The 18,154-nt window shown below is 54.0% G+C and carries 18 protein-coding genes; 5 read left to right on the top strand and 13 right to left on the bottom strand.

Annotated features, from left to right (window positions below):
• Positions 1–63: 63 nt before the first annotated feature.
• Positions 64–699 (bottom strand): NAD(P)H-binding protein, encoded by a 636-nt coding sequence (locus ICA20_RS03100; protein ID WP_038634162.1) that lies wholly within the window; start codon positions 697–699, stop codon positions 64–66.
• Positions 700–827: 128 nt separating this feature from the next.
• On the opposite strand from ICA20_RS03100, the gene ICA20_RS03095 reads away from it, so the two are divergent.
• On the top strand, positions 828–1,346 hold the full coding sequence (locus ICA20_RS03095) for a type 1 glutamine amidotransferase domain-containing protein (protein WP_038634164.1): 519 nt from the start codon (positions 828–830) through the stop codon (positions 1,344–1,346).
• Here ICA20_RS03095 and ICA20_RS03090 read toward each other — a convergent pair.
• Positions 1,326–1,769, bottom strand: coding sequence for a YhbP family protein (locus tag ICA20_RS03090; RefSeq protein ID WP_038634166.1), 444 nt, complete (start codon positions 1,767–1,769; stop codon positions 1,326–1,328). The genes ICA20_RS03095 and ICA20_RS03090 overlap by 21 nt on opposite strands.
• A 52-nt stretch (positions 1,770–1,821) precedes the next feature.
• Between ICA20_RS03090 and ICA20_RS03085 the strand changes: the two genes are divergently transcribed.
• Positions 1,822–2,121, top strand: a complete 300-nt coding sequence (locus ICA20_RS03085; RefSeq protein WP_038634168.1) for a GIY-YIG nuclease family protein — start codon at positions 1,822–1,824, stop codon at positions 2,119–2,121.
• Here ICA20_RS03085 and ICA20_RS03080 read toward each other — a convergent pair.
• Both ICA20_RS03080 and ICA20_RS03075 read right to left on the bottom strand, forming a co-directional pair.
• Entirely contained in the window at positions 2,108–2,611 is a 504-nt protein-coding gene (locus tag ICA20_RS03080; RefSeq protein ID WP_038634170.1) for an N-acetyltransferase, read from the bottom strand. The genes ICA20_RS03085 and ICA20_RS03080 overlap by 14 nt on opposite strands.
• Positions 2,605–3,129, bottom strand: a complete 525-nt coding sequence (locus ICA20_RS03075; protein WP_038634172.1) for an SCP2 domain-containing protein — start codon at positions 3,127–3,129, stop codon at positions 2,605–2,607. Before ICA20_RS03075 ends, ICA20_RS03080 begins: the two co-directional genes overlap by 7 nt.
• 220 nt (positions 3,130–3,349) lie before the next feature.
• Here ICA20_RS03075 and ICA20_RS03070 point away from each other — a divergent pair, with 220 nt between their 5' ends.
• The 3 genes from ICA20_RS03070 to ICA20_RS03060 all read left to right on the top strand — a co-directional run bounded on the left by ICA20_RS03070 (position 3,350) and on the right by ICA20_RS03060 (position 6,426).
• Complete coding sequence (locus ICA20_RS03070; protein ID WP_006687898.1) at positions 3,350–4,345, top strand: peptidase U32 family protein; 996 nt, start codon at positions 3,350–3,352, stop codon at positions 4,343–4,345.
• Positions 4,336–5,232: a U32 family peptidase gene (locus tag ICA20_RS03065; RefSeq protein WP_038634173.1), complete on the top strand. Its 897-nt coding sequence runs from the start codon at positions 4,336–4,338 to the stop codon at positions 5,230–5,232. The genes ICA20_RS03070 and ICA20_RS03065 overlap by 10 nt, the downstream gene beginning before the upstream one ends.
• Positions 5,233–5,418: 186 nt before the next feature.
• Positions 5,419–6,426, top strand: coding sequence for an LLM class flavin-dependent oxidoreductase (locus ICA20_RS03060; RefSeq protein WP_038634175.1), 1,008 nt, complete (start codon positions 5,419–5,421; stop codon positions 6,424–6,426).
• 88 nt (positions 6,427–6,514) lie between these two features.
• On the opposite strand, the gene mtr is transcribed toward ICA20_RS03060, so the two are convergent.
• The 9 genes from mtr to infB all read right to left on the bottom strand — a co-directional run bounded on the left by mtr (position 6,515) and on the right by infB (position 18,135).
• Positions 6,515–7,759 (bottom strand): tryptophan permease, encoded by a 1,245-nt coding sequence (gene mtr, locus ICA20_RS03055; RefSeq protein ID WP_038634179.1) that lies wholly within the window; start codon positions 7,757–7,759, stop codon positions 6,515–6,517.
• Positions 7,760–7,904: 145 nt separating this feature from the next.
• The gene (deaD, locus tag ICA20_RS03050) at positions 7,905–9,830 is read right to left on the bottom strand and encodes an ATP-dependent RNA helicase DeaD (protein ID WP_038634182.1); all 1,926 of its coding nucleotides are present in this window, start codon (positions 9,828–9,830) and stop codon (positions 7,905–7,907) included.
• The gene (gene yrbN / locus ICA20_RS03045) at positions 9,823–9,903 is read right to left on the bottom strand and encodes a protein YrbN (protein ID WP_010723222.1); all 81 of its coding nucleotides are present in this window, start codon (positions 9,901–9,903) and stop codon (positions 9,823–9,825) included. Before yrbN ends, deaD begins: the two co-directional genes overlap by 8 nt.
• A gap of 106 nt (positions 9,904–10,009) precedes the next feature.
• Positions 10,010–10,894 (bottom strand): lipoprotein NlpI, encoded by an 885-nt coding sequence (gene nlpI / locus ICA20_RS03040; protein ID WP_038634184.1) that lies wholly within the window; start codon positions 10,892–10,894, stop codon positions 10,010–10,012.
• Between the two features lie 109 nt (positions 10,895–11,003).
• Positions 11,004–13,139: a polyribonucleotide nucleotidyltransferase gene (gene pnp, locus ICA20_RS03035; protein ID WP_038634187.1), complete on the bottom strand. Its 2,136-nt coding sequence runs from the start codon at positions 13,137–13,139 to the stop codon at positions 11,004–11,006.
• Between the two features lie 246 nt (positions 13,140–13,385).
• Positions 13,386–13,655 carry a 30S ribosomal protein S15 gene (gene rpsO / locus ICA20_RS03030; protein WP_000059465.1) on the bottom strand — a complete coding sequence of 90 codons (270 nt, stop codon included), beginning with the start codon at positions 13,653–13,655 and terminating at the stop codon, positions 13,386–13,388.
• 273 nt (positions 13,656–13,928) lie between these two features.
• The gene (truB, locus tag ICA20_RS03025; RefSeq protein ID WP_038634192.1) at positions 13,929–14,873 is read right to left on the bottom strand and encodes a tRNA pseudouridine(55) synthase TruB; all 945 of its coding nucleotides are present in this window, start codon (positions 14,871–14,873) and stop codon (positions 13,929–13,931) included.
• Complete coding sequence (gene rbfA / locus ICA20_RS03020; RefSeq protein WP_003024988.1) at positions 14,873–15,277, bottom strand: 30S ribosome-binding factor RbfA; 405 nt, start codon at positions 15,275–15,277, stop codon at positions 14,873–14,875. Before rbfA ends, truB begins: the two co-directional genes overlap by 1 nt.
• Before the next feature lie 167 nt (positions 15,278–15,444).
• Positions 15,445–18,135 carry a translation initiation factor IF-2 gene (gene infB / locus ICA20_RS03015; protein WP_038634196.1) on the bottom strand — a complete coding sequence of 897 codons (2,691 nt, stop codon included), beginning with the start codon at positions 18,133–18,135 and terminating at the stop codon, positions 15,445–15,447.
• Positions 18,136–18,154 lie beyond the last annotated feature (19 nt).

The raw sequence follows: 18,154 nt of genomic DNA, 5'->3' as shown, positions 1-18,154 counted from the left end.
CTTATCCGGCCTACAGGACGTCATCGTTTGTAGGTCGGATAAACGTCAGCGCCACCCGGCATTTTATTTTGCCCTTTCGCGTAGCTCGGAGGAGGTCAGGATCGTAACGCCCTCATCTCCTGGCGCCAGCGCTTCTGCCAGCATTGCCCGTGCAACATCACGCGCTTCAATCGACTTCCAGTTACCCGGCAGCAGCCTGAACAACGGCGCTAAAAACTTCTCATTCGTCCGCTGTTTATCCCGTTCCCCCAGTAGCATCGAAGGTCGGACAATCGTCAGGCGCGGCCATTTCTGCGCGATTAACGCCTGCTCCATTTCCCCTTTCACCCGGTTATAAAAAAACGGTGAATTCGCATTCGCGCCCATCGAACTCACCACCAGCATATGCTGGGCGCCTAACCGGCGTCCCGTCAGGGCGGTGTCCACCACCAGCGTATAGTCAGCGTGGATAAACGCCTCTTTCGAGCCGGCTTCACGCCGGGTGGTTCCCAGACAACAAAAAACGATATCGACCGGATCGGTGACTTGCGCCAGAGCATCAGTTAGCTGCGGATCATGGGGATTATAAACGCCAACCGTATCAGCCAGCGGTCGACGCGTCGGCGCCGTAATGGCGTTGACCCGGGGTTCATTAAGCAGCATACGCAGCAAATTTCCGCCTACCAGCCCCGTTGCGCCTGTTATTAACACCTGACTCATCCTCGCTCCTTTACAGATTTGTCCGTCTTGCACTCTCAGCCTTAGCGACCAGACTTAATAGTTCGTGAGGTAATTATCCGCCAACATGGAAATTCTGCCTCATTCGCAAGCAACTCAACGGAGGAAACATGAGCAAGAAGATTGCCGTTTTAATCACTGATGAGTTTGAAGATTCAGAATTTACATCACCAGCAGCAGAATTTCGCCAGGCCGGGCATGAAGTCATCACGATTGAAAAACAGGCAGGCAAAACGGTGAAGGGGAAAAAAGGAGAAGCCAGCGTCACCATCGACAAAGCGATCGAGGATGTGCGCCCTGCCGATTTTGACGCCCTGCTACTGCCAGGCGGTCACTCGCCGGACTATCTGCGCGGGGACGATCGTTTCGTGACCTTTACCCGGGATTTCGTTAACAGCGGCAAACCGGTGTTTGCTATTTGCCACGGTCCACAGTTGCTGATCAGCGCGGATGTCATTCGTGGCCGTAAACTTACCGCCGTGAAACCTATCATCATTGACGTAAAAAATGCGGGCGCCGAATTTTACGATCAGGAAATGGTGAATGATAACGATCAGCTGATAACCAGCCGAACACCGGATGACCTGCCAGCGTTTAACCGTGAGGCATTACGTATTCTCGGGGCGTGAGTCTCGTAGCCAGAGCATTTTTTTGCCAAAGCCCAGCGTGTTGTCCGTAAATTTGACTTCATCCAGCCGAATTTCCCACACGGGTGCGGACAGCATTCTGGCCACCGGGAAGCGGCGATTATACGCTTTACGCGCAATGTCGCTCTCCTCCCCCTCAAGACGGCGGATTTCCCCTTTAAACTGTACGCCGCGAATCAAGGCTACCGTTTTGGGTTGGCCGTTTACCGTACCGGCAACAGGCGCACGTGGCCCGGACATCTGAGCATGACGCGTTTTCTCTTCGGTCAACACATAGAACACCACCTTTTGCGCATCAAACAGGTAAAACGCATTGGCGCACCACAATTCACCATCATGGTGAACACACCAGGTTACGACGTGCTGTTTTGCCAGCCAGCGGGTCACCGCAGTCAGTGTTTCCATTTCTGTTCTCTTTTATACTGTAGGCCTGAAAATTATCACGTCGATGGTGACAATGACACCCTGGTATCTGTATCTGATCCGTACCGCGGACAACGCTTTATACACCGGAATAACCACCGATGTGGAGCGTCGATATAAGCAACATCAGAGCGGGAAAGGCGCGAAGGCGCTACGTGGAAAGGGAGAACTCACCCTGGCATTTGCGGCGCAGGTCGGCGACCGTTCGCTGGCTCTGCGCATCGAGTATCGCGTCAAACAGCTTACAAAGCGTCAGAAAGAGCGCCTTGTAGAGGGCGGAGGGCTTGAGGCTCTGCTGAGCAGCCTGCAAACCCCGGATGTTAAAAACGATTGAAGTGGTCGTGGTATTCCACCAGGCCCGTCACGCCCTCCAGCGCATCGTCCGCCAGGCGATGAACCTGGAACGCGCTTTCGGTGCCCGGCCAGCGGCAACGCAGGTCATAATGCGCAGCCAGCTCAAAGCCAAAACGGCTGTACAGTGCCGGATCGCCCAGCGTAACCACCGCGGCGTAGCCAAACTCGTTCAGGGAGTCGAGTCCTTCATAGACCAGTTGACGTGCCAGGCCCTGACCACGGTAATTTTCATCCACTGCGAGCGGCGCCATGCCGACCCATTGCAGATCTTCACCCTGAACATCGACAGGACTGAACGCGACGTACCCCACTACCTGACCTTCGTCATCTGTCGCAACCAAACCCAGCGTTAAGAAACCATCTTCACGCAGGTCGTGCACTAATTTCGCTTCCGCATCGCTCTCAAATGAACGACGCAGCAACGCATCAATACCGGGGGCATCGATGGGAATCTCAACTCGAATCAGCATGGCTCACCTACCGAAGTCTGTTTGGTGTCTGGCGTCGTTTTCATTCCCGCCTCAACAAAATCCGCCAACTGCATCAGCATGACGCGCAACGCTTTAGGCATCTGATCCAGTTCGATGGCGTCCATCAGATTTTTTACGTATAGCCCTAATTCTGTGTCACCTTCAATCACCAGGCGACGCTGGAAGAAAAGCGTATCCGGATCCTGCTTACGTGCAGCAATCATCAGTAAATCGCTGGCGTCAGCGCTAAAACTCACATCCGCATCGGCACTCTGGCTGACGATAAGTTTATCGTTCTCAACAGAGGTATACCATTGGAGGCCAATATCACGCACATGAATACTCAGCCAGCGGCCTTCGAGGAACTCCAGCTCTCCATCAGCCAGCGCCTGGCTAAACTGCCAGCTCAGAACCTGCTCCAGGACCTGGCGCTTCAGCGCAAAGGGCGTCAGTTTAACCGGTACACTCATCAGAGAAGGACCAAAATGTACTAAGCGTGAACGCAGTTTATCCAACACGAGCTTTACTCCCTGTTTCAATAGTCCTGCTATTTTGCCATATCCAATAAACGACATAGCGGCATAAATCAACAATTCGATGCGAAATTGTTACCTCTTTATTGCTGTCACCAATACGACTTTAACTGCCTCAAATCAAAAATTGTCTCAGCAAGGTTAACTAAAATCCCTCTTCGTTAACATTTCTGCGCCCTTCACGGCGCTACGTTCAGGATAAATTATGGAGCTGCTCTGCCCTGCCGGAAATCTCCCGGCGCTTAAGGCGGCCATCGAGAACGGCGCTGATGCTGTCTACATCGGGCTGAAAGATGATACCAACGCCCGTCATTTCGCCGGCCTTAATTTTACCGAGAAAAAATTGCAGGAAGCGGTGAGTTTTGTCCATCAACACCGCCGTAAGCTGCACATCGCGATTAACACCTTTGCGCATCCGGATGGTTATGCGCGCTGGCAGCGGGCCGTAGATATGGCGGCGCAACTGGGTGCGGATGCGCTAATCCTCGCCGACCTCGCCATGCTTGAGTATGCCGCAGAGCGCTACCCGCATATTGAGCGCCATGTCTCTGTTCAGGCATCTGCTACCAACGAAGAGGCGATTAATTTTTATCATCGCAACTTTGATGTCGCGCGCGTGGTGCTGCCGCGCGTGTTGTCTATCCATCAGGTGAAACAGCTCGCTCGCGTCACGCCCGTTCCACTCGAAGTGTTCGCCTTTGGCAGTCTGTGCATTATGGCGGAAGGGCGGTGTTATCTTTCATCCTACCTGACGGGTGAATCGCCTAACACGGTTGGCGCTTGCTCTCCCGCGCGTTTTGTTCGCTGGCAGCAGACCCAACAAGGTCTGGAATCGCGTCTGAATGAAGTGCTGATTGACCGCTATCAGGACGGAGAAAATGCCGGTTATCCGACACTGTGTAAAGGCCGCTATTTGGTTGACGGCGAGCGCTATCATGCGCTGGAAGAACCCACCAGCCTGAACACGCTGGAGCTGCTGCCGGAGCTGCTGGCGGCCAATATTGCCTCGGTAAAAATCGAGGGACGCCAGCGTAGCCCGGCCTACGTCAGCCAGGTGGCGAAAGTGTGGCGTCAGGCGATCGATCGCTGTATCGCCGACCCACAGAACTATGCGCCACAGGCGGCATGGATGGAAACGCTCGGTTCCATGTCCGAAGGCACGCAGACCACGCTTGGCGCATATCACCGTAAATGGCAGTGAGAGAAGCAATGAAATATTCCTTAGGGCCGGTGCTGTGGTACTGGCCAAAAGAAACGCTGGAAGATTTTTATCAGCAGGCCGCCGCCAGCCAGGCCGACATTATCTATCTTGGCGAAGCGGTATGCAGCAAACGTCGCGCCACTAAAGTCGGCGACTGGATTGATATGGCGAAGTCGCTCGCCGGCAGCGGTAAACAGGTGGTGCTGTCAACGCTGGCGCTGGTGCAGGCATCCTCTGAGCTAGGCGAATTAAAGCGCTATGTCGAAAACGGCGACTTCCTGCTGGAAGCCAGCGATCTGGGCGTGGTAAACATGTGCGCGGAGCGTAAGCTGCCGTTTGTCGCCGGACATGCGCTCAACTGCTACAACGCCGTGACGCTGCGTTTGCTGCTCAAACAAGGGATGGTGCGTTGGTGTATGCCGGTAGAATTATCTCGCGACTGGCTGATCAATCTGCTCAACCAGTGTGAAGAGTTAGCTATCCGCGATAAGTTTGAAGTGGAAGTGCTGAGCTACGGCCATCTGCCGCTGGCGTACTCTGCCCGCTGCTTTACGGCGCGTTCCGAAGATCGGCCAAAAGACGAGTGTGAAACCTGCTGCATCAAATACCCGAACGGGCGAGATGTGCTGTCGCAGGAGAATCAGCAGGTCTTTGTTCTCAACGGGATCCAGACCATGAGCGGCTATGTTTATAACCTCGGCAACGAGCTGACATCCATGCAGGGACTGGTAGATATTGTGCGTCTGTCCCCTTCAGGCACTGAAACATTTGCCATGCTGGATGCCTTCCGCGCCAATGAAAACGGCACTGCCCCATTACCGCTTGCCGCCCATAGCGACTGCAACGGTTACTGGAAACGTCTGGCTGGGCTGGAGCTGCAATCCTGATATAACCTCGCCGGATGGCGGCATAAATGCCTTATCCGGCCTACAAATCGCGATCCCTAGGCCCGATAAGCGCAGCGCCATCAGGCATTGTTTTTGCCGTCAGTCTCATAAAGCTCACTTTGTTAACAACGTTAATCAAATTTTAATGCAGTATTAAATGATTAACCGGTAACAAAGTGAGCCGTTATGACTGACAAAACTATTCCGTTCTCGGTGCTGGATCTGGCACCGATCCCTGAAGGATCTTCGGCAAAAGAAGCCTTTACGCACTCGCTTGATCTCGCACGGCTGGCTGAAAAGCGCGGCTATCACCGCTACTGGCTGGCAGAACACCACAACATGACCGGCATCGCCAGCGCCGCAACCTCTGTGCTGATTGGTTATCTGGCTGCCAATACCACCACGCTGCATCTGGGTTCTGGCGGCGTGATGCTGCCCAACCATTCGCCGCTGGTGATCGCCGAGCAGTTCGGTACCCTGAACACGCTGTATCCGGGACGCATCGATCTCGGGCTTGGCCGCGCGCCGGGGAGCGATCAGCCAACGATGCGCGCGCTGCGCCGCCATATGAGTGGCGATATCGATAACTTCCCACGCGACGTAGCAGAACTGGTGGAGTGGTTCGACGCCCGCGACCCGACCCCCCATGTACGCCCGGTGCCTGGCTACGGCGAGCAGATCCCGGTCTGGTTATTAGGTTCCAGCTTGTATAGCGCACAGTTGGCGGCGCAGCTTGGCCTGCCGTTTGCCTTCGCCTCGCACTTTGCTCCGGATATGCTGCATCAGGCGCTGCATCTGTATCGTAGCCAGTTCACGCCTTCGGCGCGGCTGGCAAAGCCGTATGCGATGGTGTGCATCAACATTATTGCCGCCGACAGCAATCGCGATGCCGAATTTCTTTTCACCTCAATGCAGCAGGCGTTTATCAAACTGCGTCGTGGCGAAACCGGCCAGCTACCGCCGCCGGTAGAGAATATGCATCAACTGTGGTCCGCTTCTGAACAGTATGGCGTGCAGCAGGCGCTACGCATGTCACTGGTCGGTGATAAGGCGAAAGTGCGGCACGGGCTGGAGGCTATTTTGCGTGAAACCCAGGCTGATGAAATTATGGTTAACGGCCAGATTTTTGATCACCAGGCGCGGCTCCACTCATTTGATTTGGCGATGGATGTGAAGCAGGAATTGTTGGGATAGTGCTATTTGTGCCGGATGGCGGCTGCGGCTTATCCGGCCTACGCAATCTCTGTAGGCCCGGTAAGCGTAGCGCCACCGGGCAATTGTTCTACTGGTACACCGGCAGCAGGTTAACGCTCGACAGAACATGGATAACCGCGTTGCCGACGCCGAAGACCAGAATCAGGGCAATCATTGGTTTACCGCCCCAGACGCGGAATTTCGGACTGCCGAAACGTTCGCGAGATTTACGTGCCAACAGCGCTGGCACAATGGCAGCCCAGATAGTTGCAGCTAAACCTGCATAGCCAATGGCGTACAGAAAACCGTTCGGCCACAGCAGGCCACCGACAATTGGCGGCACAAACGTCAGCAATGCGGTTTTAAAACGCCCCATTGCGGAGTCATCAAAACCAAATAAATCAGCCAGGTAGTCAAACAAGCCCAGCGTCACGCCGAGGAAGGAACTGGCGACCGCAAAGTTGGAGAACACCACCAGCAGCAGATCCAGACTACGGCTGTTCAGCACACCGCTCAACGCCTGCACCAGCACATCAATGTTCCCACCCTGCTGCGCAATACCAATAAATTCCGGACGCGGAATATTACCCATTGTTCCCAGCAACCATACGGTATACAGCACCAGCGCCAGCAACGTGCCGTAAACCAGGCACTTAACGATGGTCTTCGGATCCTTGCCGTAATACTTCATCAGGCTTGGGACGTTGCCGTGATAACCAAATGAAGCCAGACAGAATGGCAGCGTCATCAGCAGGTACGGCGTATATGAAGCGTTGCTCTGCGCCACGTTAAACAGCGTTGCGGGCTGCACGTGTCCCAGCAGGCTGCCGAAGGTCAGGAAAAAGGTAATCACCTTTGCCCCCAGCACAATCGCCGTCATGCGGCTAACCGCTTTGGTGCTTAACCACACCACAAACGCGACCAGCAGCGCAAAGCCAAGACCTGCCGCGCGCGCCGGAACGTTCAGCGACATCTCGGCAAAGGTGTGATGCAGAATCGAGCCGCTTGCCGAAATATAGGCGTAGGTCAGAATGTAGAGCACAAAGGCGATGGAGATGCCGTTAACAACGTTCCAGCCTTTGCCCAACAGATCTTTGGTAATGGTGTCGAAGCTGGAACCAATCCGGTAATTGAGGTTGGCTTCAAGGATCATCAGCCCGGAGTGCAGCATGCAGAACCAAGTGAAGATCAGCGCCGCCATTGACCAGAAGAACCACGCCCCGGACATGACCACCGGCAGAGAGAACATCCCCGCGCCAATAATGGTGCCGCCGATGATCACCACGCCGCCAAGCAGCGAAGGTGACGTTTGGGTGGTGGTTAGTGTTGCCATTTAGCCATCTCTCCAGTCATTTATATTGTGACTACTTATCAATGTGCTGCACTGTACCAGTACACGAGTACAATTGAAATAAAAAAAGCCCCGATTGTTGAGATCGGGGCTGTATACTTTATTTTACGCTTTTAGCTGTTTTGGCTTATGCGTCACCACCGAAACGACGACGACCGGCTGAGTCATCACGACGCGGAGCAGAAGAATCGTCACGGCGCGGGCCACGACCACCTTCACGACGTTCGCCGCTGAAACGACGACCATCACCACGACCGCCTTCACGACGCTCACCGCCAAAACCACGACCTTCACCACGACCGCCTTCACGACGCTCGCCGCTGAAACGGCCACCGCCACGACGCTCACCACCGGTATGCGGTACTGCATCGCCAACCAGCTGCATGTTCATCGGCTTGTTCAGGATGCGGGTACGGGTAAAGTGCTGCAGCACGTCGCCCGGCATACCTTTCGGCAGTTCGATGGTCGAGTGGGAAGCAAACAGCTTGATGTTACCGATGTAACGGCTGCTGATATCACCTTCGTTAGCAATCGCGCCAACGATATGGCGGACTTCAACACCGTCATCACGACCCACTTCAATGCGGTACAGTTGCATATCGCCAACGTCACGACGTTCACGACGCGGACGGTCTTCACGGTCGCCACGCGGGCCACGATCGTTGCGGTCACGCGGGCCACGATCGTCACGGTCGCGGAATTCACGCTTAGGACGCATCGGTGCATCTGGTGGTACGATCAGGCTACGTTCGCCCTGAGCCATTTTCAGCAGTGCGGCTGCCAGGGTTTCCATGTCCAGCTCTTCGCCTTCAGCGGTAGGCTGAATCTGCGCCAGCAGAGCACGGTACTGATCCAGATCGCTGCTTTCCAGCTGCTGCTGTACTTTCGCGGCGAATTTTTCCAGACGGCGTTTGCCCAGCAGCTCTGCGTTCGGCAGTTCTACTTCTGGAATAGTCAGTTTCATGGTGCGTTCGATGTTACGCAGCAGACGACGCTCGCGGTTCTCAACGAACAGCAGCGCACGGCCAGCACGACCCGCACGACCGGTACGGCCAATACGGTGAACGTAAGATTCGGAGTCCATCGGGATATCGTAGTTAACGACCAGGCTGATACGCTCAACGTCCAGGCCACGGGCCGCAACGTCGGTTGCAATCAGAATATCCAGACGGCCATCTTTCAGACGCTCCAGAGTCTGCTCACGCAGAGACTGGTTCATGTCGCCGTTCAGCGCAGCGCTGCTATAACCGCTACGCTCCAGCGCTTCTGCCACTTCCAGAGTCGCATTTTTGGTACGGACGAAGATAATCGCCGCATCAAAATCTTCTGCTTCCAGGAAACGCACCAGCGCTTCATTTTTACGCATGCCCCACACAGTCCAGTAGCTCTGGCTGATGTCTGGACGGGTAGTGACGCTGGACTGTATGCGTACTTCCTGCGGCTCTTTCATAAAGCGGCGGGTAATACGACGAATCGCTTCCGGCATGGTGGCAGAGAACAGAGCGGTCTGATGACCTTCCGGGATCTGCGCCATAATGGTTTCAACGTCTTCGATGAAGCCCATACGCAGCATTTCATCAGCTTCGTCCAGTACCAGACCGCTCAGTTTGGAGAGGTCCAGAGTACCGCGCTTCAGGTGATCCAGCAGACGACCCGGCGTACCGACGACGATCTGTGGTCCCTGACGCAGGGCACGTAATTGCACGTCATAACGCTGGCCGCCGTACAGGGCAACCACGTTCACGCCGCGCATGTGTTTAGAGAAATCCGTCATGGCTTCTGCAACCTGAACCGCCAGTTCGCGGGTCGGTGCCAGCACCAGAATCTGAGGTGCCTTCAGCTCAGGATCAAGATTGTTGAGCAGCGGTAAAGAGAACGCTGCCGTTTTGCCGCTACCGGTCTGGGCCATACCCAGAACATCGCGACCGCCCAGCAGATGCGGAATGCACTCTGCCTGGATTGGAGATGGTTTTTCGTAACCCAGATCGTTAAGGGCTTCAAGGATAGGAGCCTTCAGGCCCAGATCTGCAAAAGTGGTTTCGAATTCAGCCATGTAGTACGTGTGCCTCAAAATTAATGGCGGCCAGTCTACATAACTCATCATGAAATTGATCTGCAATTTTCATTGAAAAGTGTGAACCGGCTCAAAGTAGGTGTATTAACGAACAACAACGCCCTCACCCGTGAAGGTGATGGCAATCAAAAAAGATTACGGGCTGATGTGTACGTCAGCTATTGCTGGTCCGATTCTGCCAGGTCATCTTGGTCCTGGCCCAGGAGCGATAATTCCAACAATGCGTATCGGTGCTCAACAAAGTTATGAACGTTGTTAGCCACCGCCAGTTTGAACAATGCCGTAGCGTTGTCCAAATCCCCCAGACTTAGGTAGTACTTACCTAAATAGAAGTTGGTTTCACTGAGATGCTCAGCGAGCGAGGTGTTATCCGTTGCGTCCGCCTTCAGGCGTTCCATCAGCGTTGCTTCGCTAATGTTGCCCAGGTAGAACTCGACAATGTTCCATCCCCATTGCTCTTTATCCGATTTCTCGAAGCGTTGGTTTAACGCTTCTTTAGCCTGCTTCTCATCGAGCTTCTGCTCGGCAAGATAAAGCCACAGACTGCGGAAAGGATCATTGGGATCGTCTTGATAAAACGCCAGCAGATCATCTTGCGCTAACTTGTCGCGACCGCCGTAATACAATGCGATACCGCGATTTAAGTACGCGTAGTTGTAAGTTGGATCAAGCTCAAGTACAGAATCAAACGCTTCATAGGCAGCATCAAAATTGCCTGCCTGCGTTAAATATATACCTAAGTAATTGAATACTTCAGGCATATCTGGTCGGATTGCCAGCGCTTGTGAAAAATCATTTCGCGCCAGTGCCCTCAGACCGAGACTATCATACAACACTCCGCGCTCATATAAAAGCTGTGCGCGTTCGTCATCGGTTAAAGCCCGACTGGCAAGAATTTGTTCCATACGTGCCAGAATCACTTCCTGCTGCAAAGTCGGTTGCAATGGTACTGCGAGGACTTCACTCTTACGCCAGGCGGAATTACTACATCCAGCCAGCGTGAGTGCTGTCGCAACGAAACACCAGCGCAAAAAAGGCTTCATTTCCCACTCCCGAAGACAACGATTGAATGAACGTCCAGGTTCCCCGGTTGCTAACAAGGCGTCCTGCCGGGTTAAAGGCCCTCCGTTCTCACGGAGGGCAATGGCAACCTTACTCGCCCTGTTGGCTTACCGGAGCTTCCGGTTCGCCTGCAGGCTGAGACTGCTCAGTTGCTTCTTTAATGCTCAGACGTACACGGCCCTGGCGATCAACTTCCAGAACTTTAACCGGTACTTCCTGGCCCATCTGCAGGTAATCGGTCACTTTCTCAACGCGCTTGTCAGCGATCTGAGAAATGTGTACCAGACCTTCTTTACCGCCACCGATGGCAACGAATGCGCCAAAGTCAACGATACGGGTCACTTTACCCGTGTAGATACGACCTACTTCAATCTCTGCGGTGATCTCTTCGATACGACGGATAGCATATTTCGCTTTCTCGCCGTCGGTCGCTGCGATCTTCACAGTACCGTCATCTTCGATTTCGATAGTAGTGCCAGTTTCTTCGGTCAGGGCGCGGATAACAGAACCGCCTTTACCGATAACGTCTTTAATCTTGTCCGGGCTGATCTTGATGGTGTGGATACGTGGCGCGAATTCAGAGATATCGCCACGCGGCGCGTTAATCGCCTGTTCCATCACACCCAGGATGTGCAGACGCGCACCTTTAGCCTGGTTCAGAGCAACCTGCATGATCTCTTTGGTGATACCTTCAATTTTGATATCCATCTGCAGTGCAGAGATACCGTCGCGGGAACCCGCTACTTTGAAGTCCATATCGCCCAGGTGATCTTCGTCGCCCAGGATGTCAGACAGAACAACATAGTTGTCGCCTTCTTTCACCAGACCCATCGCGATACCCGCAACGGCCGCTTTGATCGGCACGCCTGCGTCCATCAGCGCCAGGGAAGCGCCACATACGGAAGCCATGGAAGAAGAACCGTTAGATTCGGTGATTTCAGAAACCACACGCACGGTGTACGGGAATTTATCCAGTTCCGGCATCACTGCCAGCACGCCACGCTTCGCCAGGCGACCGTGACCAATTTCACGACGCTTCGGAGAACCGACCATACCGGTTTCACCTACGCAGTACGGAGGGAAGTTGTAGTGGAACAGGAAGTTGTCAGTACGCTCGCCCATCAGTTCGTCGAGGTTCTGCGCATCACGGGTGGTGCCCAGGGTCGCAGTGACCAGCGCCTGAGTTTCGCCACGGGTGAACAGCGCGGAGCCGTGGGTACGCGGCAGAACGCCAGTACGCACGTCCAGACCACGAATCATGTCTTTTTCACGGCCATCGATACGCGGCTCGCCTGCCAGTACGCGGCTACGAACAACGTTTTTCTCAATGGCGTGCAGGATTTCGCCCAGTTCGTTGGCGTCCAGGGTTTCATCTTCTGCCGTAAGCTGAGCGATGGTTTCAGATTTGATCACGTCAACCTGAGCGTAACGCTCTTGTTTGTCGGTGATACGGTAAGCATCGCTCAGGCGAGCTTCTGCCAGTGCGGCAACGCGCGCGTTCAGTGCTTCGTTGACGGCTTCTGGCTGCCAGTCCCAACGCGGTTTGCCGGCTTCTTTCGCCAGCTCGTTGATCGCCTGAATAACAACCTGCTGCTGTTCGTGACCGAATACTACAGCGCCCAGCATCTGGTCTTCGCTCAGCAGTTCAGCTTCGGATTCAACCATCAGTACGGCACCTTCGGTACCGGCAACAACCAGATCCAGCTTGCTTTCTTTCAGTTCGTCCTGAGTCGGGTTCAGTACGTACTGGTCATTGATATAACCAACACGCGCAGCACCGATCGGGCCGTTGAATGGGATGCCAGACAGCGTCAGCGCAGCGGATGCGCCAATCATTGCCACGATATCCGGGTTAACCTGCGGGTTAACGGACACAACGGTCGCGATAACCTGAACTTCGTTAACGAACCCTTCCGGGAACAGCGGGCGAACCGGGCGGTCAATCAGACGCGCGATCAGGGTTTCACCTTCGCTCGGACGGCCTTCACGACGGAAGAAGCTACCCGGGATACGGCCAGCAGCGTAGGTACGCTCCTGATAGTTAACGGTCAGTGGGAAAAAGTCCTGGCCTGGTTTCGCTTTTTTCTGGCCGACAACGGTAACGAATACCGCAGTGTCATCCATGCTAACCATAACAGCGGCAGTCGCCTGACGCGCCATCATGCCGGTTTCCAGCGTAACGGTATGCTGACCGTACTGGAATTTACGAACGATCGGATTAAGCAAAATAATATCCTTTCTCTATTTTTTGACGGCACATTTTTGCGCCATCGTTAATACCCGATCTTCTGCGCATCCTCGCGACTAATGACAACCCTAACCCATACGCATGAGTAAAGCCTCTCATTAGCCGCGCGAACCTCTGCAACGGAAGATCATTCATAGCAACAATACATTAGTTTCCAGCGAATTGCTGCCATCTGCTGGAAAAAAGGGGCCATGAAGGCCCCCTCTTTCTGAAACTCGAAAGAATTAGCGACGCAGACCCAGACGCTCGATCAGCGCGGTGTAGCGTGCAACATCTTTACGTTTCAGGTAGTCGAGCAGTTTACGACGCTGAGAAACCATGCGCAGCAGACCACGACGGCTGTGGTGATCTTTTTTGTGCTCTGCAAAGTGGCCCTGCAGGTGGTTAATCTGTGCAGTCAACAGAGCAACCTGAACATCGGTAGAACCGGTGTCGTTTGCATCACGACCAAACTCAGAAACGATTTTAGCGGTAGCTTCAGTACTTAGAGACATTTTAAAACTCCAAAGTGTTAAGAATGAAAGGATGCCGATCTCTAATTCAGCTATCCCAGTGTATACACTTTATCCTTCAAACTGACTCTGCGTTGGCTGCGTCCGCTCACCTCAGTCACTTATCTAAGTAAGCTCCTGAGGATTCTCAGACTTGCCGCCTTGATGCAGCTCGAATGATTTTGTGTATACGCCACGCAGATTGTTAAACAATTCACGCGACGTTAAGCGGCAGTATTCTACTCGCAGCGCCCTTTTATCGCAAGACAGAGAGCGCTATGCAGGATACTCAACCACCAGGCGACGGGGGGCGACACGACCTTCATCGTCGATCTCCCCCATGCCGATAAATTTGCCGTCATCGCCTTCCGTCACACGCACCAGGCCTTCCAGCGGGACACCTGTCGTACGTACCGGGTTACCATTTTTAAAGTAAACCGACGATGTTAAAGGCAAATTAACAACAGGATAGTCCGATGCTGGACTGTCCATTGGCATCAGCAAGGGATCAAGCAACTGAGCGGCCGGAATGTTCTGCTGCTCAGCCTGTTCAACCAGCTCGCGCAAGTGTTCCAGCGTCACCATACGATCCACCGGATACTTGCTGACCGTCAGACGACGCAGGTACGTTACGTGCGCACCACAGCCGAGCTTCTCGCCCAGATCGTCGATAATAGTGCGAATATAGGTGCCTTTGGAGCAGTGAACCTCCAGCTCCAGCTCGTTATCTTCATGGCGAATAAACAGCAGCTCATAGACGGTAATCGGGCGCGCTTCACGCGGCACTTCAATGCCCTGACGCGCATATTCGTACAGCTTTTTACCCTGATACTTCAGCGCCGAATACATTGACGGAATCTGCTCGATATCGCCGCGGAAAGTCTCCAGTGCGCTCGCAAGTTGCTCTGCGCTGAAGGTTACCGGACGTTCCTGCACGATTTGCCCGTCAGCATCGGAGGTGTCAGTACGTTGCCCCAGGCGGGCTACTACGCGATAGCGTTTGTCAGAATCCAGCAAATACTGTGAAAACTTCGTCGCTTCGCCGAGGCAGATAGGCAGCATGCCCGTCGCCAGCGGATCCAGCGCGCCGGTATGACCCGCACGGTTGGCATTGTAGATGCGCTTTACTTTTTGCAGTACGTCATTGCTGGACATGCCCTGCGGCTTATCCAGCAGCAGGACACCGTGAATGTCGCGACCACGACGACGAGGACGACTCATCAGTCCTCCTTGCTGTCGTCCGCTGGGTTCACACGACGTTCATCGTCATGTTTCACCACGCTGGTCACCAGGTTAGACATACGCATCCCTTCAACCAACGAGTTGTCGTAGAAGAAGGTCAGTTCAGGCACGATACGCAGACGCATCGCTTTCCCCAGCAGGGAGCGGATAAAACCAGAGGCTTCCTGCAGGGCCTTAATGCCGTTTTTCACAGCCGCTTCGTCCTGGTCGTTCAGGAAAGTCACGAATACTTTGGCATACGCCAGGTCACGGGACATCTCAACACCAGAAACGGTAGTCATCATGCCTACGCGCGGATCTTTGATTTCGCGTTGCAGGATGAGTGCGATTTCTTTCTGCATCTCCTGCGCCACACGCTGCGGGCGACCAAATTCTTTCGCCATAATAAATTCTCCAGAATAATGACAAAAAAGGGGCCATAAGCCCCTTTTTAAATTTCTTGCCGGGTGGCGCTTTAAAGCCTGATGGCGCTACGCTTATCAGGCCTACAACCCGGCTAACAATCCTAACGTAGGCCCGGTAAACGAAGTACCACCGGGCATTACGAAGATTATGCGATGGTACGTTTGATCTCGATAATCTCGAACACTTCGATCATATCGCCAACGCGAACGTCGTTGTAGTTCTTAACGCCGATACCACATTCCATACCGTTACGGACTTCGTTAACGTCATCTTTGAAGCGGCGCAGGGATTCCAGCTCGCCTTCATAGATAACCACGTTGTCGCGCAGGACGCGGATTGGGTTGTGACGCTTGATAGTACCTTCGGTAACCATACAGCCCGCGATCGCACCAAATTTCGGTGATTTAAACACATCGCGCACTTCAGCCAGACCAATGATCTGCTGTTTCAGTTCCGGAGACAGCATACCGCTCATCGCCGCTTTCACTTCGTCGATCAGATGATAGATGACGGAGTAGTAACGCAGATCCAGACTTTCAGATTCGATCACTTTACGCGCAGAAGCATCAGCACGGACGTTGAAGCCAACCAGAATCGCGTTGGACGCCGCAGCCAGGGTCGCGTCGGTTTCAGTGATACCACCTACGCCGGAACCGATGATCTTCACTTTCACTTCGTCGGTAGACAGTTTCAGTAAGGAGTCGGAGATCGCTTCTACAGAACCCTGTACGTCAGCTTTCAGTACGACGTTCACTTCGTGAACTTCGCCATCGGTCATGTTGGCGAACATGTTCTCAAGTTTAGATTTCTGCTGACGAGCCAGTTTAACTTCACGGAATTTGCCCTGACGATACAGTGCAACTTCACGGGCTTTCTTCTCGTCACGCACCACGGTCACTTCGTCACCGGCAGCCGGAACACCTGACAGACCGAGGATTTCCACCGGAATGGACGGACCTGCTTCCAGAACTTCCTGACCCAGTTCGTTACGCATCGCACGCACGCGGCCGTATTCGAAGCCACACAGTACGATGTCGCCTTTATGCAGCGTACCTTCACGCACCAGGACGGTAGCAACCGGACCACGACCTTTATCCAGGAAGGATTCGATTACCGCGCCGCTCGCCATACCTTTACGAACAGCTTTCAGCTCCAGAACTTCGGCCTGCAGCAGGATCGCATCCAGCAGTTCGTCGATACCGGTACCGGCTTTCGCAGAAACGTGGACGAACTGGCTCTCGCCGCCCCACTCTTCCGGCATGATGCCGTACTGGGACAGTTCGTTTTTAACGCGATCCGGATCCGCTTCTGGTTTATCGATTTTGTTGACTGCAACCACCACCGGCACACCTGCCGCTTTCGCGTGCTGGATAGCTTCGATGGTCTGCGGCATCACGCCGTCGTCTGCTGCAACAACCAGAACCACGATATCCGTTGCCTGAGCACCACGAGCACGCATGGAGGTAAACGCGGCGTGACCCGGGGTATCCAGGAAGGTGATCATACCGTTGTCAGTTTCAACGTGGTACGCACCGATGTGCTGAGTAATGCCGCCCGCTTCGCCAGAAGCGACTTTCGTAGAACGAATGTAGTCCAGCAGGGAGGTTTTACCGTGGTCAACGTGACCCATGATGGTTACAACCGGTGCGCGCGGTTCAGCCGCAGCGCCGGTGTCACGGTCGCTCATTACTGCTTCTTCCAGCTCGTTTTCACGACGCAGGATAACTTTGTGGCCCATCTCTTCGGCAACCAGTTGTGCGGTTTCCTGGTCGATGACCTGGTTGATGGTCGCCATTGCGCCCAGTTTCATCATCGCTTTGATGACCTGAGAGCCTTTAACCGCCATCTTGTTAGCCAGTTCGCCAACGGTGATGGTTTCGCCGATCACAACGTCACGGTTAACGGCCTGAGCTGGCTTCTGGAAGCCCTGCTGCAGAGCGGAACCTTTACGCTGTTTACCGCCTTTACCACCACGAACTGCGGCGCGCGCTTCTTCACGGTCGGCTTTAGATTCAGCGTGTTTGTTGCCTTTCTTCGCCGGACGCGCGGCTTTCGCACTGCGAGTACGACCACGGCCGCCTTCAACTTCACGATCGTTTTCGTCTTCTGCCTGGCGAGCGTGCTGAGAAGTCGTGACGTGATAATCGCTGGTATCTTCAACAGGTTCAGCGTTATCCACACCATTTTTCTCGTTTTCTTCCGCCATACGGCGAGCTTCTTCCGCTACGCGGCGAGCTTCTTCTTCAAGCTTGCGACGTGCTTCTTCTTCCGCTTTACGTTTCAGTTCTGCGGCTTCATTTTCACGGCGGGCTTTTTCGGCCTGGGCGGTTTTAGTCATATCGTCGGTCTGTTGATTGCTCACTTTGTCTTTTTCCGCAGCTTCACGTTTCGCTTTATCAGCGGCTTCACGCTTAGCTTGTTCTGCGGCCTCACGTTCGGCTTTTTGTTGCGCCTCGCGTTTGGCAGCTTCTTCTGCCTCACGACGGGCTTGCTCTTCCGCTTCACGCTGCGCCTGCTCTTCCGCGGCCAGGCGTTCAGCCTCTTGCGGATCGCGTTTCACAAAGGTGCGTGTCTTGCGGACTTCGATTTGTACCGATTTGCTTTTCCCACCGGTACCTGGAATATTGAGAGTACTGCGCGTTTTACGCTGCAATGTCAACTTATCCGGCGCTGAGCCGTTCTCACGGTTCAGATGCGCCAGTAAGGTTTGTTTCTCTTGTGCGGACACAGAGTCATCAGCAGACTTCCGGATACCTGCATCAGCAAATTGCTGTACCAGGCGATCCACGGAGGTCTGTATCTCTGCAGCCAGCGTTTTTACGGTTACATCTGTCATACTGTTCCTTCCTGCTACA

Source organism: Citrobacter sp. C5_2 (assembly GCF_014596845.2).
In the GTDB taxonomy this organism is placed as follows: domain Bacteria; phylum Pseudomonadota; class Gammaproteobacteria; order Enterobacterales; family Enterobacteriaceae; genus Citrobacter; species Citrobacter werkmanii.
The sequence above is the reverse complement of the archived record's forward strand: the minus strand, read 5'-3'. Positions and strand labels throughout refer to the sequence as shown.

Excerpts from the sequence above, each read along its gene's own strand:
- ICA20_RS03100 (WP_038634162.1), bottom strand. The coding sequence starts at position 699 with ATGAGTCAGGTGTTAATAACAGGCGCAACGGGGCTGGTAGGCGGAAAT.
- ICA20_RS03095 (WP_038634164.1), top strand. The coding sequence starts at position 828 with ATGAGCAAGAAGATTGCCGTTTTAATCACTGATGAGTTTGAAGATTCA.
- ICA20_RS03090 (WP_038634166.1), bottom strand. The coding sequence starts at position 1,769 with ATGGAAACACTGACTGCGGTGACCCGCTGGCTGGCAAAACAGCACGTC.
- ICA20_RS03085 (WP_038634168.1), top strand. The coding sequence starts at position 1,822 with ATGACACCCTGGTATCTGTATCTGATCCGTACCGCGGACAACGCTTTA.
- ICA20_RS03080 (WP_038634170.1), bottom strand. The coding sequence starts at position 2,611 with ATGCTGATTCGAGTTGAGATTCCCATCGATGCCCCCGGTATTGATGCG.
- ICA20_RS03070 (WP_006687898.1), top strand. The coding sequence starts at position 3,350 with ATGGAGCTGCTCTGCCCTGCCGGAAATCTCCCGGCGCTTAAGGCGGCC.
- ICA20_RS03065 (WP_038634173.1), top strand. The coding sequence starts at position 4,336 with ATGGCAGTGAGAGAAGCAATGAAATATTCCTTAGGGCCGGTGCTGTGG.
- ICA20_RS03060 (WP_038634175.1), top strand. The coding sequence starts at position 5,419 with ATGACTGACAAAACTATTCCGTTCTCGGTGCTGGATCTGGCACCGATC.
- mtr (WP_038634179.1), bottom strand. The coding sequence starts at position 7,759 with ATGGCAACACTAACCACCACCCAAACGTCACCTTCGCTGCTTGGCGGC.
- deaD (WP_038634182.1), bottom strand. The coding sequence starts at position 9,830 with ATGGCTGAATTCGAAACCACTTTTGCAGATCTGGGCCTGAAGGCTCCT.
- yrbN (WP_010723222.1), bottom strand. The coding sequence starts at position 9,903 with ATGAAAATTGCAGATCAATTTCATGATGAGTTATGTAGACTGGCCGCC.
- nlpI (WP_038634184.1), bottom strand. The coding sequence starts at position 10,894 with ATGAAGCCTTTTTTGCGCTGGTGTTTCGTTGCGACAGCACTCACGCTG.
- rpsO (WP_000059465.1), bottom strand. The coding sequence starts at position 13,655 with ATGTCTCTAAGTACTGAAGCTACCGCTAAAATCGTTTCTGAGTTTGGT.
- truB (WP_038634192.1), bottom strand. The coding sequence starts at position 14,873 with ATGAGTCGTCCTCGTCGTCGTGGTCGCGACATTCACGGTGTCCTGCTG.
- rbfA (WP_003024988.1), bottom strand. The coding sequence starts at position 15,277 with ATGGCGAAAGAATTTGGTCGCCCGCAGCGTGTGGCGCAGGAGATGCAG.
- infB (WP_038634196.1), bottom strand. The coding sequence starts at position 18,135 with ATGACAGATGTAACCGTAAAAACGCTGGCTGCAGAGATACAGACCTCC.